At 68.2% G+C, this 14,475-nt stretch carries 16 protein-coding genes and 1 tRNA gene; 7 read left to right on the top strand and 10 right to left on the bottom strand.

Annotated elements, in window-relative coordinates:
- Positions 1–3 precede the first annotated feature (3 nt).
- Positions 4–1,722, top strand: coding sequence for an IS1634 family transposase (locus tag ACWJ6R_RS06885; RefSeq protein WP_449061382.1), 1,719 nt, complete (start codon positions 4–6; stop codon positions 1,720–1,722).
- Positions 1,723–2,094: 372 nt separating this feature from the next.
- Here the strand turns inward: ACWJ6R_RS06885 and ACWJ6R_RS06880 are convergent, their stop codons facing one another.
- From ACWJ6R_RS06880 to ACWJ6R_RS06865, 4 genes are all read right to left on the bottom strand, one after another.
- Positions 2,095–2,412, bottom strand: a complete 318-nt coding sequence (locus tag ACWJ6R_RS06880; RefSeq protein ID WP_377292468.1) for a helix-turn-helix domain-containing protein — start codon at positions 2,410–2,412, stop codon at positions 2,095–2,097.
- Positions 2,409–2,771: a type II toxin-antitoxin system RelE/ParE family toxin gene (locus ACWJ6R_RS06875; RefSeq protein ID WP_449061380.1), complete on the bottom strand. Its 363-nt coding sequence runs from the start codon at positions 2,769–2,771 to the stop codon at positions 2,409–2,411. The genes ACWJ6R_RS06880 and ACWJ6R_RS06875 overlap by 4 nt, the downstream gene beginning before the upstream one ends.
- 67 nt (positions 2,772–2,838) lie before the next feature.
- Positions 2,839–3,048, bottom strand: a complete 210-nt coding sequence (locus ACWJ6R_RS06870; protein ID WP_449061381.1) for a hypothetical protein — start codon at positions 3,046–3,048, stop codon at positions 2,839–2,841.
- Positions 3,033–3,446 carry a hypothetical protein gene (locus tag ACWJ6R_RS06865; RefSeq protein WP_449061383.1) on the bottom strand — a complete coding sequence of 138 codons (414 nt, stop codon included), beginning with the start codon at positions 3,444–3,446 and terminating at the stop codon, positions 3,033–3,035. The genes ACWJ6R_RS06870 and ACWJ6R_RS06865 overlap by 16 nt, the downstream gene beginning before the upstream one ends.
- Before the next feature lie 72 nt (positions 3,447–3,518).
- On the opposite strand from ACWJ6R_RS06865, the gene ACWJ6R_RS06860 reads away from it, so the two are divergent.
- Complete coding sequence (locus ACWJ6R_RS06860) at positions 3,519–3,839, top strand: hypothetical protein (RefSeq protein ID WP_449061379.1); 321 nt, start codon at positions 3,519–3,521, stop codon at positions 3,837–3,839.
- Positions 3,839–4,480 (top strand): nucleotidyl transferase AbiEii/AbiGii toxin family protein, encoded by a 642-nt coding sequence (locus tag ACWJ6R_RS06855; protein WP_449061378.1) that lies wholly within the window; start codon positions 3,839–3,841, stop codon positions 4,478–4,480. Before ACWJ6R_RS06860 ends, ACWJ6R_RS06855 begins: the two co-directional genes overlap by 1 nt.
- Positions 4,481–5,876: 1,396 nt before the next feature.
- Here the strand turns inward: ACWJ6R_RS06855 and ACWJ6R_RS06850 are convergent.
- Both ACWJ6R_RS06850 and ACWJ6R_RS06845 read right to left on the bottom strand, forming a co-directional pair.
- On the bottom strand, positions 5,877–6,209 hold the full coding sequence (locus ACWJ6R_RS06850; RefSeq protein WP_449061377.1) for a helix-turn-helix domain-containing protein: 333 nt from the start codon (positions 6,207–6,209) through the stop codon (positions 5,877–5,879).
- Positions 6,209–6,637 carry a type II toxin-antitoxin system RelE/ParE family toxin gene (locus ACWJ6R_RS06845; RefSeq protein WP_449061376.1) on the bottom strand — a complete coding sequence of 143 codons (429 nt, stop codon included), beginning with the start codon at positions 6,635–6,637 and terminating at the stop codon, positions 6,209–6,211. Before ACWJ6R_RS06845 ends, ACWJ6R_RS06850 begins: the two co-directional genes overlap by 1 nt.
- Positions 6,638–7,174: 537 nt before the next feature.
- On the opposite strand from ACWJ6R_RS06845, the gene ACWJ6R_RS06840 reads away from it, so the two are divergent.
- Complete coding sequence (locus ACWJ6R_RS06840) at positions 7,175–8,017, top strand: hypothetical protein (protein WP_449061375.1); 843 nt, start codon at positions 7,175–7,177, stop codon at positions 8,015–8,017.
- Between the two features lie 456 nt (positions 8,018–8,473).
- Entirely contained in the window at positions 8,474–9,772 is a 1,299-nt protein-coding gene (locus ACWJ6R_RS06835; protein WP_449061374.1) for a site-specific integrase, read from the top strand.
- 71 nt (positions 9,773–9,843) lie between these two features.
- On the opposite strand, the gene ACWJ6R_RS06830 is transcribed toward ACWJ6R_RS06835, so the two are convergent.
- A tRNA-Lys gene (locus tag ACWJ6R_RS06830) sits at positions 9,844–9,919 on the bottom strand.
- Between the two features lie 159 nt (positions 9,920–10,078).
- On the opposite strand from ACWJ6R_RS06830, the gene ACWJ6R_RS06825 reads away from it, so the two are divergent.
- The gene (locus ACWJ6R_RS06825; RefSeq protein ID WP_449061373.1) at positions 10,079–10,705 is read left to right on the top strand and encodes a 3'-5' exonuclease; all 627 of its coding nucleotides are present in this window, start codon (positions 10,079–10,081) and stop codon (positions 10,703–10,705) included.
- Positions 10,706–10,825: 120 nt separating this feature from the next.
- Here ACWJ6R_RS06825 and ACWJ6R_RS06820 read toward each other — a convergent pair whose 3' ends face one another.
- Entirely contained in the window at positions 10,826–11,983 is a 1,158-nt protein-coding gene (locus ACWJ6R_RS06820) for an acyl-CoA dehydrogenase family protein (RefSeq protein WP_449061372.1), read from the bottom strand.
- A 110-nt stretch (positions 11,984–12,093) separates the two neighbouring features.
- Between ACWJ6R_RS06820 and ACWJ6R_RS06815 the strand changes: the two genes are divergently transcribed.
- Positions 12,094–12,582 carry a PspC domain-containing protein gene (locus tag ACWJ6R_RS06815; RefSeq protein ID WP_449061371.1) on the top strand — a complete coding sequence of 163 codons (489 nt, stop codon included), beginning with the start codon at positions 12,094–12,096 and terminating at the stop codon, positions 12,580–12,582.
- A gap of 7 nt (positions 12,583–12,589) precedes the next feature.
- Here ACWJ6R_RS06815 and ACWJ6R_RS06810 read toward each other — a convergent pair whose 3' ends face one another.
- Positions 12,590–13,885 carry an MFS transporter gene (locus ACWJ6R_RS06810; protein WP_449061370.1) on the bottom strand — a complete coding sequence of 432 codons (1,296 nt, stop codon included), beginning with the start codon at positions 13,883–13,885 and terminating at the stop codon, positions 12,590–12,592.
- A 227-nt stretch (positions 13,886–14,112) separates the two neighbouring features.
- The gene (locus tag ACWJ6R_RS06805; RefSeq protein ID WP_449061369.1) at positions 14,113–14,463 is read right to left on the bottom strand and encodes a metallopeptidase family protein; all 351 of its coding nucleotides are present in this window, start codon (positions 14,461–14,463) and stop codon (positions 14,113–14,115) included.
- Positions 14,464–14,475 lie beyond the last annotated feature (12 nt).

The raw sequence follows: 14,475 nt of genomic DNA, 5'->3' as shown, positions 1-14,475 counted from the left end.
CGGGTGGGCGCGGATACACCTGGCGTGCTCACCTCAGCACTTCAAGATCAGTACCTGCAACTGGCGCACAACGAATGGGACCCCGCCACCCAGTCCTCCAAGATGAAGGTCCTGCACAACTTCGGCCGCGAAGACCAACTCGACCGCGCCGCCGTCGAACGCCTGGTCACCTCCCTGTGCCGACTGCTGGACCCCGCCCGCGCCGCCGCACTGACCGGCCCGGCGCAACTGACCTTCACCGGATCCGCCGCCTACGGCGGCACCTACCTGCTCGACGCCCTGTGGCACCGGCTGAACATCAACACGATCCTGACCCGGATGCTCGCCTCGACCCGCCGCAGTCCCGCCACCGAGCGGGTGCTGTTCGCCCTGGTCGCCAACCGCGCCCTGGACGCCTCCTCCAAGCTGGCCGCCTCCCATTGGGCGGGACCAACCGCCCACATCGACGGCCTGTCCGCCTGCTCCGACGACGCCTGCTACCGGGCGATGGACTGGCTGCACCAGGTCCGCGACGCCCTGGAACACCAGGTGTTCGACCAGGTCGCCACCCTGCTCAACCTCGAGGTCGACCTGCTGTTCTTCGACACCACCTCCACCTACTTCGAGATCGACGAGCCCGACGAGCCCCTGCCCCGCGACGAACGCGGCCTGCCGATCCCCGCCACCGGCGGTGACAACGGCAGCGGCGACCACGAGCAGGCGGTGAAGGGCTTTCGCAGCCACGGCAAGTCCAAGGACCACCGCGACGACCTGCCGCAGATCGTCATCGGCATGGCCGTCACCCGCGACGGCATCCCGGTCCGCGTCTGGTCCTGGCCGGGCTCAACCGCCGACTCGGCGCTGATCCGCCAGGTCAAGGACGACATGCGGGACTGGACCCTGAGCAAGATCGTATGGGTGGGCGACCGCGGCTTCTCCTCCGCCGCCAACCGCCGCTACCTGCGCCGAGGCGACCACCACTACATCATCGGCGAACGCCTGCGCTCCGGCTCGCCCGAAGCCGCCGCGGCGCTGTCACGCCAGGGCCGCTACGCCGACGTGACCGGCAACCTCAAGGTCAAAGAAGTCCGCATCAGCGAACACGACCGGTTCGTGATCTGCTTCAACCCCGACGGCGCCACCCGGGACGCCGCCGTGCGCGCCCGTATGGTCGCCCAATTGGAGGAGCTGATCGCCGGCTCCGACGCCCTCAGCGCGACCAAGCGGGCCGAGTTGCGCGGGGTCATCTCCACCAAGCGCGGCCTGGCCCGCTACCTGCGCACCACGCCCGGCGGCCTGCTGCGCGTCGATGCCGCCAAGATCAAGGCCGAGGCCAACCTGGACGGCAAGTACCTGCTGCGCTGCTCCGATCCGCACCTGTCGGCCGCCGACATCGCGCTCGGCTACAAGCAGCTGCTGGAGGTCGAACGCGGCTGGCGGGACATGAAGCAGATCATCGACCTGCGGCCGGTCTATCACCGGCTCGAAGAACGCATCCGCGCCCACGTCATCTTGTGCTGGCTGGCGCTCCTGCTGATCCGCCTCATCGAGACCACCGCCGGCACCACCTGGAAGCGCGTCACCGACGCGTTCGCCCCGCTGACCGTGGGCACCTTCACCGGCCCCAGCGGGACCTTCCGCCAGCGCGCCGAGCTGACCAAGGCCCAACGCGACATCCTGGCCAAGCTGGACATCCCACACCCCAAGAAGATCGTCGAAGCGGTCCCGGGGCCGAGCTCCTGACCTGGGCGAACACTACCGCCTAGTGACACGCCGCTTCAGCATGCCCTGACGCGTTTCCGCAGTTCAACCTGCAGATCCGTGCACTAGGCCGGACACACATCTGCGGAACGCAGGTGCGTGAGTACGAACGGTTCTACAACCGGCACCGCGCCCATCAAGCCCTGGGTCAAGCGGCCCCGCTACGCAGCGTCCCGGAGCCGATCACGGATCCGATGCGGATCACCGAGCTGAGCGTACGCAGACGAGACCGACTCGGCGGGGTCCTCCATGAGGATTCACATTCCGCGTGAGCTGCGTGGGTGTACCCCCGGCAGGGGCAATCCGATCATCGAAGTGCCGCTCCGGATTCGGTTTTCGCACCCGCCGGGACCGTCAGGCGATGGCGGCGATGTCGCCGTCGTCGAAGTAGATCGACTGGTGGAGTCGGCCGCCGAGGGCGGCGGCGTAGCGGGCCAGGATGTCCTGGCCGGAGATCTTGCCCTGCTCGATCTGGGAGACGCGTCCCTTGGTGACCCCCATACGCTCGGCGACCTGCTGCTGGGTCAGGCCGCGCCCGCGGCGGATCTCCGCCAACCGGTGTCCTTGGACCTCGGCCAGGAGTTCCTGCTTGCCGGCCTGGACGGCCTCCTCGCCACCGGCCCGCTGGACGTGCTCGGCCCGGATGTCCTTCCACCGCACGTATCCGCTCATCTGCCGTCCTCCTGTTGGGCGCGTTGCTTCAAGTAGACCTCATATCGGTGTTCGGCCAGTGGAATGGCCTCCTCGTACCAGCTCTTCCATCGTCCGGCTTTGTCGCCTGCGACCAGCAGGATGCTGGAACGCCATGGGTCGAAGGCGAACAGGATGCGCACCGTGCCGGGCCGGAGCTCTTTGAGGTTCTGGATCGATGATCCGGTGATCGTGTCGACCAGGGGCCGTCCCAGGCCGGGGCCGCCTTCGGCGAGAGCGTCGATGGCCTGCACCACCCGGGCATGGGTGGCGTCGTCGAGTTGCTCGATCCATTCGCGGACCTCGTTCACGACGTAGATGTCCCATTCGTCTCCGGCCACTCATGGGGTATAGCTATAGGTATACATCAGTGTCTGGGAATGTCGATGATGCATCCGTACGGATTGCTCACGTGTCGCCGGCTTCAGGGATGTCGAACAGCGGGCCTGCGGCCTGGAGGACCGGCTGGACCGCGTCGGGGATCAGGGCTCGCTGGGCGGGTGTCTGCCGGCCGGAGTAGCCCGCGGTGGTCTGGTACGACTCGTGTCCGGCCACCAACTGCATCACCCCGGGGGCCACGCCGCCGTCCCGGAGCATGGTGATCATTGTGTGGCGCAGGGCGTGAGGGGTGATGTGCTTGGCCGGGCCGTGTTCCCGGGTGAGCGCGAGTGCGGGTTGCAGGATGTCGTTGCGCTGGTTGCCGTAGTCGATGTAGCCGCCTGTCCGTTTCTGGAAGAGCGGCTCGTCGGGCCTGCTGCCCTGCGCCTGCCCTGCGCCTGCCCGGACAGCAGCCCGGCCAGTTCCTCGCTGATCGGCACGTCCCGGCGCTTCTTGCCCTTCGGGTACGGCTTGATGCGCCACTCCCAGCGGCCGGTGTCCTCGTTCAGCAGCCGGGCGTAGGTCTGGACGACGCGGATCACGCACCCCGCCGCGTCCAGGCCGCTTGTGTGTAGCCCTGCCAGCTCACCCCAGCGAAGGCCGGTGGCCGTCATGATGCGGTCGCCGAAGTCGGTCACGCTGATGCCTTGCCCGTGTGGGGTTGCGTCATCGAAGAGGTGGGGCTCCGGCGGAAATGTCACACTGGAGGCATGGACAGGGCGCTCAATTACGCGAACATCCGCCCGTATGCGGTTCCCCGCGCTCTGGAGGAACTGACCGGACCTGCGAACGGGATCGTCATGCTGCCCGGCTGGTTGGACTGGAGCCCGCGACGCTCCTACGACCTGTCCGATCCGGCGGCGCTGCGGGTGATGTACGAGCAGGTCATCCAGGAAGGCCGAGAGCAGGATCTCAAGGCGTACCTGAACGCCGATCTGCTGGCTCGCATCTGGCCTGATCTGATCTTGCCGGTACGGGTCCGCCGACTGTGGGAGTCGCGGTTCACCTGGCTTCGTGATCAGGTCGCGTGATGGACCCTTTCCACCGACGACTGATCGAGATCGGTCTCAGCGTCGCCGATCAGTACGGCTTTGCACTGGCCGGTGGGTACGCGGTGCAGGCGTACGGGATCGTGGAGCGGCCGAGCGAGGACGTCGATCTGTTCGGTGCGCTGGACATGGACTGCCCGGCGGCGGCGGACCAGGTGGCCGAGGCGTACCGAACAGCCGGGTACCAGGCTGAGATCTTGCAGAGCACTGAACGGTATGTCCGGATGTGGATCTCTGAGCGTGGCACAGGTCATGGCTGCAAGGTCGAGGTCGTCGCGGACGTGCGCTTTCAGCCGCCGGTGCGGATGGAGATGGGCCCGGTCCTCCATCCGGATGACGTCGCGGCCGGGAAGACCGAGGCGTTGTTCAACCGCGCGCTCGCTCGTGACTTCATCGATGTGGACGCGCTCGTGGAGTCGGGCCGGTACACGCGCGATCAGCTTCTGGATCTGGCCGCTCGCCGGGATGCCGGGTTCGATCGGGAGGTGTTCGCGGAGATGCTGGCGTACGTGCGCCGCCGTACCGATGAGGAGTTCGCCGTGTACGGCGTCGATGCGATCGAGGCTGAGGCCATCCGGGAGCGCTTCGGCGAGTGGGAGAAGGAGCTGCGGAAGAGCGAATGATCGCTTTCCGGGTTCGGGGTGGGAAGTTCCGCACTCCCAGCGGCCGGTGTCCTCGTTCAGCAGCCGGGCGTAGGTCTGGACGACGCGGATCACGCACCCCGCCGCGTCCAGGCCGCTCACGTGTAGCCCTGCCAGCTCACCCCAGCGAAGGCCGGTGGCCGTCATGGTGACGATGAACAGCGCGGTGTCGCGGTCGACGTCACCGACCGCGGTGAGGTAGACGGCGACCTCCGGCCCGTACAGGACCTGGCGGGCGCGCACCGGCGCGGGCGGCAGGCGGAACCCGTCGCAGGGCGACGAACGCAGCAGCGGCGGCTCGCCGTCCTCTCCCTGCCGCATCGCCGCCCGCAGCACCGGCTTGATCGAACCCCGGTAGATCTTCGTGACCGTGGCGGGGGAGAGCGTCCCCGGATCCGGTCGCGCCGGACGGAGGGAGCCCGCCTCACGCCACTTCCGCAGCACGTCGGGTGAGACACGTCCGGTCGGCTTCACGGCGAGGCCGCAGGTCCGTGCCCATCGGCGCGCGGCCTGCTCGTCGGACAGGGGCCGGTGCGGCTGGTGGGCGTTGCGGGCGGAGGGCTTGGCGAGCATCTGCTGCGCCCACTCCCGCAGTACCCGGCGGGTGACCTCGTCCAGCCGGAGGTGACCGAGGAACGGGAAGACATGCCGTTCGGCGTCGGTCAGGTAGGTGAACCGCTGCGTCGGGGAAGCGCCCGGACGGGCGGTGTATTCGGTGCGTGCGTACGCCTCGAATGTCGGCATGCCCAAGGCGCCGTCATCGCGGAAACGGGGGTCCTGAAGGCCGTGGCAGCCCTTCGGGTAGCCCGGTGGCCGCCGCTCGCCGTTGTCCTCGACGAGTTCGGCGAAGGATTCGGCGATCGTCCTGCCGTAGCAGGTCTCGAAGTCCTCCTTGCCGTTCCGCCCGCCGCCGATCCGCCACTTCACCAGCCATGACTTCGCGCCGCTCTTGGCCGTGCGCTCGATGATCCGCGCCACCTGTGATCCCCTCATCTCGGCGGCCGCAGGGTGCCGCAGAGCGTCCGCACGGCTCATGGAGATGATCGGGAATCGACCGTGGCGTGGCGGAACGCGGGAACACCGGGGGAACATGATCTAGGGAACGGTCCGGCCCGACCCCGCTGACACCATCGGGATCAGGCCGCTGACCTGCGTAAACAGTGGTAGGGCGCCTGGGACTCGAACCCAGAACCTACGGATTAAAAGTCGACTTGATCAGTGACGTCTACTGTCGTGGAGTGTCACCTGATGACTTCCTGTCCACGCCCGTCCTTTTTGTCCTGTCGGGTGGTGTCGTTGCGTGCCGTGCCGTACCGCGACAGGCGAGCAACCACCGAGCAAACATGGGTCCTTGACCATCGCCCATGCCCGGGCTGGCTCAGGCGACCTTCACAGTGTGGTCGCCGAAGTCGGCCACCACATCCAGCGTTCCGCCCAAGGCGACGACGTAGGAACGCAGGGTGTCCAGGCCGCCGATCTGGCCGTGCTCGATCTGGGACACGCGCGCCTGGGAGACGCCCATGCGTTCGGCCAAGAGCTTCTGGGAGATGCCCAGGCGCTTGCGCATCTCGGCGAGCTGGGCGCCGCGCAGTTCCGCCCGGAGTTGCTCGCGGCTGGCCTCTCGGGCGGCGACGCGCTCGGGGGAGTCCCACTCGGGATCGATCTCACGGATCTTGGTCTTGGTGTCGGACCACTTCACGAACTCGCTCATCAGCGCTCCTCCTTCTCCTTCTCGGCGCGGTATGCGGCGTAGCGTTCCTCTGCCAAGGGGATCGCCGTGCGGTACCACCGGTTCCATTCCCCGGCTTTGTCGCCGGCGACCAGCACGATGGCCTCCCGGGTGGGATCGAACACAAAAAGCAGGCGAATCTCCGCGTCGCCCGGTACTCGGGGCCGCAGTTCCTTGAGGTTGTGCAGGATGCGGGAGTGGTGGATCCGGTCGACCAGCGGGCGGCCGAGCTTCGGGCCTGCAGGGCGAGTTCGTCCAGTGCTTCCTCGATCTTCTCCGCGGTGGCCGGGTCGTTCTTGCAGATGTCGAGGAACCAGGCGTTCACTTCGGAGTGCAGTGTGATCTCCCAGGCCATACAGCCAATATAACGGATCCTTATATGGTTTCAGTGCTGTTGCGGGAACTTCCACGGAGACGAGGCCCTGCCCGAGGCCACCGGGGGCCTGCCCGCCAGCGCGACGGTGTGACCGTCGACGACTCCGCAGCGCCAGGAGGTCATCCCGGCTCCCTGCTCGGCGTGTGTGCTCGGTCATGGGCGGGCCAGAGCTTCGCTTGGCCTGGTCGGGTATGCCGACCGCTGCACACCGGTCATCGGCCGCACCGGTCCTGTCGGCAGCAACTTCCTGAGCATGGCGGTCGGCTCGTCGTACGTACTGCTGAAAGGCCAGATTGAACCCCGGAGGTTCTCGGTGGTCTGATCAACGAGTGCCGCGAAGCCGTGTAGCCCTGTCCGAAAACTTCCAATTCAACCCTTGTGTGGCGGATTTTGATGCGCTACAAGCGGTGCTGGCATGCTGGCGGCGTCGACATGTCTTGCTTGGGGCTTTACCGCTTTGCGTATCTGGCGTATGACTGATTGTGAGCGCGCACGCACCCGCGCTCCGACAGGTAACCGGCTCCGACCGAGAGGTGCGTGACCCTCGATGACTATCACTACCCACCCCAGCATGCCCACCGAGAACACGACTGTCCCTGCGCAGCGCCCGCTCGCAGACACGGCTCCCGCTCTTCGGACCGTGACGGTAGCGGGTGCGCAGATCGACCTCGTAGCCTTGCGCGATTCCCTCACCCCCGCCCAGCGCATGGGCCGGGCGTGCGTCCAATGCGGCAGGAACGACGAGCGTCTCGAATCCGCGGGTACCCTGCTCGACGTTCAGGTCGTCGAGTGCTTCACGCATCGATACTCCCGCCACAACGCCGCCAGCCCGGCCGACTGGCTCTCGATCAGCGCCTGCCCGTCATGGTGCAACAGTGGGCACCGCGGTTCCGATCATCCGGATGACCGCCAGCACGGCAGCCTCTACCTGGAGACGGTCCTGCAGACGATGCGGTACGACGACTACGGCCTCCCGGGCAAACCGGAATACAAACCCGTCATCGCCGGAGTGAATCTCATCCAGCACTACCGCGAGACCGAGCCGCGCATCTGCGTAAGCGACACCGGAGAGCACGGCGAGTACTACCTGACGCTCGACGAAGCACAAAAGATCGCTCTCGACCTTCTCACGCTGGTCCTCGCCGGACGCGATCGAGCGGAGATCACCGAGATGGAAGACTCCGTCAACGAGACACCGGGGTGCCGCTCGTGGTGCACCAGGCACGGCTCCGACGACACCTGCGACAGCGGGGTCAGGGAAGGAGCATGGCTCACCCAGGATCGCGAAGATGGAGCCCTCATCTGGTATGACGGTTACGGCGATGACGGGATGGACGTGCAGCATGCCGAGAGGCTCGTCCACTCGATCCTCAACCTCGCCGTTCTCGCGCGCCACAGTCGATCAGTCGCGTAGCAGCTTCGAATGTGCGGGTCGAGCGCACCGGCCGCATGCTGAATATGCGGCAAACGGCACCTGCGGCCGATGCTCGGTGAGTATGCCGATCACTATAACGGCCACCGGTCGCACCGGGCCCGTCACCAGAAAACCTCTGATCATGTAGGGCGAATCGTCGTTCCGCTAGAAGAGCGGATCATTCACCGGGAGGCCTTAATGGGCATCAACGGGCACCTCCGCACCGCATGATTTGCCCAAAAGACTTCCGGCTCAAGCTCTACGTGGTGGCCTCTGGGCGGTGCAGACTCCAGGCAGACGTGAAGCTTAAATCGCGGCGAAATCTACATTTCTTGCCGACGGTTGAATATTGAAGCGCGCGTCTTGGCGAGGCCTGTCGGATTGCGTGCTTAATTTTGAGAGTCGAGGTGGCTCTCATGGAACATTCTCTTCCCGCTCGCATGGCGAAGGAGGGCCATGGTGGAGAAAAAGCAGTGCACGCTTTACAAGCGCTGCGGTTGCGCGGATGCGGTCACCGGAAAGCGCCTGGGAGGACGCTGCAGCCGGCTGGCAGAAGAAGGCCACGGCCGCTGGTACTTCGCGGTGCAGGTAACAGGCGTATCGGGACGGCGCGAGCGGATCCGCCGCGGCGGTTATCCAAGCGCAGAACAAGCACGAAAAGCCGGACAGGAGTTCCAGTCCGCCGAAGAGGCCGGACCGGTCGGCCACTCCTGCACGGTAGGGCGATGGCTGCGCCACTGGCTGGCCACGCACCACGGCATCCGGCCGACGACGCGCCGGTCGTATGAGGACCATCTGCGTATCCACCTCCTGCCGCACCTCGGGCGTATTCGCCTGAGCGAGCTGACCGGCCGGGACGTCGCCAGGATGTTCACCGCGCTGGCCGCCCGGCGCAACCGGTACGGCCTGCCGATCGCGACCTCCACCCTGGAGCGGGTGCGTGCGACGCTGCGGACGGCACTCAACGCCGCAGTGCGCGAGGGGCTGATCCCGGCCAACCCGGCACGAGGACTGCGCCTGCCGCGCGCGCAGCGGCCGTACCCGGTGGTGTGGACCGCACGCCGGGTCGCGGCTTGGCGCCGCACCGGCGAACGGCCGTCGGTGGCGGTGTGGACCGCCGAGCAGTTGACGCAGTTCCTCGCCGCGACCCGCGACGACCGGCTGCACGTCATGTGGCGGCTGATCGCGCTGCGCGGGCTCCGCCGCGGCGAGGCCGCCGGACTGCGCTGGGCCGATCTCGACCTGGAGAGCGCCGAGCTCACCGTGACCCACCAACTCGTGCAGATCGGCCGCCAGGTGAGCGCGGGTCCGCCCAAGAGCGCCGCCAGCCGGCGGACGATCGCCCTGGACGCCGAGACCGTCCGGCTGCTGTACCGCCATGAGCGCACCCAGCAACGCGAGCAGCACGACCGAAAGACGCCGGAGTACGTGTTCACCCGATCGGACGGGGCGCCGTTGCGCCCGGACTGGCTCACCCACCGGTTCGCACACCTGGTGCGGGAGTCGGATCTACCGCCGGTGCGGTTGCATGATCTGCGGCACGGTGCCGCCACGCTGGCGCTGGCGGCGGGGTCAGATCTGCGGGTGGTGCAGGGCACGCTCGGGCACGCCAGCATCGTGCTGACCGCAGACACCTACACCTCGGTGCTTCCACAGGCCTACCACCAGAGCGCGAAGGCCACCGCGCGGCTGGTGATGCGCGCGGCACGCAAGACCGCGCGAAAGGTCCGCAAGGCGCGTACTTCGCCGGAGTGACTCACCCGTGGCCCACGTATGACTCACGCCCCTCGCAAGAGGGGCCGTGTAGGTAAAACCGCAGGTCCGAGTGGTAGGGCGCCTGGGACTCGAACCCAGAACCTACGGATTAAAAGTCCGCAGCTCTAACCATTGAGCTAACGCCCCGCTGGAGACAGGGTACAGAGGATAGTGACCGTTGGTGTTCGTCGCCAGGCCTGCGGCAGGTCGTCTGTTCGTCGGAGAAGCAGGAGAAGCCGGTCGTCCGCGAAGCCGTTCACCCGAGAAGGGGGCGAGCACGGCCAGTCTGTTCCTACAGTGGCATCCGTGACGAGATCAGGACCGGAGCTGGACCGCTCCCTCCGCCTGCCCGCGCGGGGCGGCTATGTCGTGGTGGACGTGGAGACCACGGGTTTCTCCCCGGCCAAGGGCGACCGGATCTGCGAGATCGCGCTGGTCTCCCTGGACGAGGACGGCACCACCACCGACGAGTGGCACTCACTGGTCAACCCCCTCCGGAACACCGGCGCCTCGCACGTCCACCGCATCACCGACGCGATGGTCGCCGACGCCCCGGTGATCGACGAGGTGCTGGACGAGGTCTGGCAGCGGATCGCCGGACGGGTCCTGGTCGCCCACAACGCCCCCTTCGACCTCCGCTTCCTCCAGGTCCTCCCCGGCAGCCACTGGGTGACGGAGACCCTGTGCACTCAGCGGCTCGCCCGCGGTTTCCTCCCGGACGGGAAGTGGACGCTCGCCGCCTGCTGTGAGCGTGCGGGCATCCCGCTCCGGAACGCCCACTCCGCGCTGGCGGACGCTCGGGCGACCGCCGAGCTGTTCCGCCATTTCATGAACCGGGGCGGGTCCTGGGAGGAGCACCTGAGCCGGGCGGCGGCGCAGGCCCCCGAGTGGAGGCCGTGCGGCCTGCCCCAGCGGGCTCCGCGCCGACGGTAGGCCGCGCGATAAACCGACGGCAGGTCGAGGAACCGACGGCAGGTCGAGGAACCGACGGGGACTGCACGGCCCGACGGGGACTGCACGGCCGGAAAGCCGGAAGGGCCGGAGGAGCGCCGGTCAGCGGTAGGCGGGGATGCCGGTCAGGGCCTCGCCGAGGACGAGCGTGTGGATCTCCTGCGTCCCCTCGTAGGTCAGCACCGACTCCAGGTTGTTCATGTGCCGGATCACCGGGTACTCCAGGGTGATCCCGTTGCCGCCCAGGATCGAGCGGGCCTGGCGGGCGATGTCCAGCGCGGCGCGGACGTTGGCCAGCTTGCCGAAGCTGACCTGCTGAGGGGTGATCTTCCCCTCGTCCTTCAGCCGGCCCAGGTGCAGGGCGGTCAGCTGCGACTGGCCGAGCCCGACGTACATCCAGGCGAGCTTCTCCTGGGTCAGCTGGAAGCCGCCGATGGGCCGGTCGAACTGGACGCGGCTCCTGGCGTAGTCGACGGCGGACTCCAGGCAGGCGCGGGCCGCGCCGACGACGCCCCACAGGATGCCGAACCGGGCCTCCGACAGGCAGGACAGCGGGCCCTTCAGCCCGCGCACCTCCGGCAGTACGGCGGAGGCCGGCAGACGGACGTCGTCGAGGTACAGGGACGAGGTCACCGAGGCGCGCAGGGACATCTTCTTGTGGATCTCGGGAGCGGAGAAGCCGGGCGTGCCGGTGGGCACCACGAAGCCGCGGACGCCCTCCTCGGTCTGCGCCCAGACCACGGCGACGTCGGCCACCGAGCCGTTGGTGATCCACATCTTGGCGCCGTTGAGGATCCAGTCGCCGGAGGGGTCCTGCTTGGCGTGGGTGCGCATGCCCGCCGGGTCGGAGCCGTGGTCGGGCTCGGTCAGGCCGAAGCAGCCGATCGCCTCCCCGGCCGCCATCCGGGGCAGCCACTCCTCCTTCTGCTCGGCCGAGCCGTACTTCCAGATCGGGAACATGGCCAGGGACCCCTGGACCGACACGAACGAGCGCAGGCCGGAGTCGCCGGCCTCCAGCTCGCGGCAGGCCACCCCGTAGGAGACCGCGTCGAGTCCCGCGCAGCCGTACCCCTCCAGGTGCATGCCGAGCAGGCCGAGCCCGCCGAGTACGGGGGCCAGCTCGCGGGCCGGGAAGACGGCCTCCTCGAACCAGTCGCCGACGTGGGGGAGGATCCGGTCGCCGACGAACTCCTTCACGGTGTCGCGGATGAGCCGCTGCTCCTCGGAGAGCGTGTCGTCGGTGCGCAGGAGATCGTCCATGGGAGGTCCTCTCGTCCGTGATGACCCTGCCAGGGTATTGCGGGGAGTTCAGGGTCCGGCCAGGGGGAATCCCGATGTGACCGGACGGTCTCACCGGGCAGTCTGAAGACATGAACGAAAACGACTTCTCGGGCATCAAGCAGCTCCGCCGGTCCAAGGACGGGCGCATCGTCGCGGGGGTGGCCTCGGGCCTCGGCCGCTACATCGGGATCGACCCGAACATCATCCGCGGGGCCCTCGCCGTCTCCTGCCTCTTCGGCGGCCTCGGCCTGGGCGTCTACGCGATCGGCTGGCTCCTCCTGCCCGACGAGGGCAAGGACACCTCGATCCTGCAGGACCTGGTGAACAACAACAAGGACAACCCGGTCTGGCAGGACGCCAGGGCCAAGGCCGAGCAGGGCTGGGCCAAGGCCGAGCGGCACTGGAACGACAGGACCGGCCAGCACGAGCCGACCTACCCGGCCCCGCCGCAGGACTCCCAGGCCTCGCCGTACGCGGGGCAGCACCCGGCGTCGTACCCGACGCACCAGGACCCGGCGCAGCCGTACCCCGCCTCCGTGCCGCCGCGGAGCGACGACGAGTCCAAGCCGCAGGCGTGAGCCGGGATCAGGCGGGCGCCTCTGCGCGCACCCGCTCGATGATCTCCTTGCGGGAGTCGGTCCAGAGCATGGCCAGCGTGGCGGCGACGAGCAGTCCCGCCGCGCCGGCCAGTGCGACCACGGGCTCGGGCCCGAACTCGTCGGCGGCGGCGCCGCCCACGAGGATGCCGAGGCCTTGGGCGGCCAGCAGGCCCGACTGGACGAGCCCGAAGGCCTGACCCCGCCGCTCGGCGGGCACGCACCGCACGAAGGCGGCGTTGGCGGCCAGCTGGTAGGCGCCGCCGACGCCGGAGGCGAACCAGAGCACCAGCACCACGGCGAGCGGCGGCCGCAGCGCGCAGAGGATCAGCGGCGCGCAGGTCAGCATCGCCATCCAGCCCATGGAGCGCAGCCTCCCGGAGGGGCTGACGTACCGGCTGAACAGGAACGCGCCGACGACCGTCCCGGTCGGCATGGAGCCCATCAGCAGCCCGGCGACGAACGAGACCCGCTGCGGGTCGTCGGTGAGGGCGGCGGCGTAGGGGGTCGCGATGCCCTCGGGGAGCACGTAGAACCCGCACAGCCAGGCGAAGAGCACCAGGGTCCGCAACCGGGGGTCGCCGAAGACCAGCCTGGCCCCGGCGCGCGTCATCTTCCACATCGAGGGGCGGCCGGAGCCGCTGCGGGCGGGGGCGGGACGCCGTCGCACCCCCGAGACGAGGATGAGCGCGGAGGCCATGAACGTCGCCGCGTCCAGGGCCAGCGCGCGGTACGGTCCCATCCCCATGATCAGGGCGCCGCCGATGGCGAAGCCGAGCATCTGGGCGGCCTGGTTGGTCATGTTCTGCAGGGCCGAGCCCGCGACGTACCGGTCGCCTTCGAGGAGCTCGGGCAGGAGCGCCGCCCGGGCGGCCGAGAACGGCGCGCTGAGCAGCACCACGCAGAAGACCAGCACGCACAGGGCGGTGAACGAGGTGCCGGGGATCGCCATGAGCGCGACCAGGAGGGCCCGGAGCACATCGCAGACGATCATGATGCGCCGCCGGGCGTAGTGGTCGGCGAGACCCGACAGCAGCGGCCCGCCGACGATCGGCGGCAGGTAGGTGAGCGCGTAGACCGACGCGGTGGCCAGGGGCGACTCGGTCCGCTCGAAGACGAGGACGGACAGCGCCACCCGGGAGAGCTGGTCGCCGAGGAGGGAGAGCGCCTGGCCCGCCCAGAGCGCGCGGAACTCGCCGATGGCGAGGACCTCGCCGTAGGTGGCTTGACGTTCGGCTGGGCGACGGTGCCGACCGCCTGGCCGCCCGGGCTTGATGGCCGCCATGGGACTCCGGTGAGCTTGCAGGCGCATCTGACTGTTGGTGTTTGCTACGTGACCTACAGTGCCGGTTAAGGGGCGGCTTCGCAACCCAAAGCGACCAAGCGCATCCGGGGCGTGTCGAAAATCGTGAAATGTCGTCTATCGGTCGGCCGCCGGGACGATGACGGTACGGCACCGCCGCACCGCCCGGTTCCAGACGTCACCGGGCGGGTTCGTGCAGGCCGCGGACGTCACCAGCCGAGTTCGTGCAGCCTGTCGTCGTCGATGCCGAAATGATGGGCGATCTCGTGGACGACGGTGATCTGGACCTCCTCCACCACGTCGTCCTCGGTCTCGCAGATCGCGCAGATGGGGTTCCGGTAGATCTCGATCCGGTCGGGCAGCACCCCGGCGTACCAGTCGCCGCGCTCGGTGAGGGGGATGCCCGTGTAGAGGCCCAGCAGATCCGGCTCCGGGGGATCGTCCACGACCACCACCACGACGTTGTCCATGACTTTCGTCAGCTCCGGCGGGATCGTGTCCAGAGCCTCGGCCACGAGCTCCTCGAACTTCTCCCTCGAGACCTCGATCACATCTGTCATTCTGCCCTGCGT

The sequence above is a fragment of the Planomonospora algeriensis genome (genome assembly GCF_977012225.1).
This window is presented reverse-complemented; position numbering and strand designations above follow the sequence as displayed.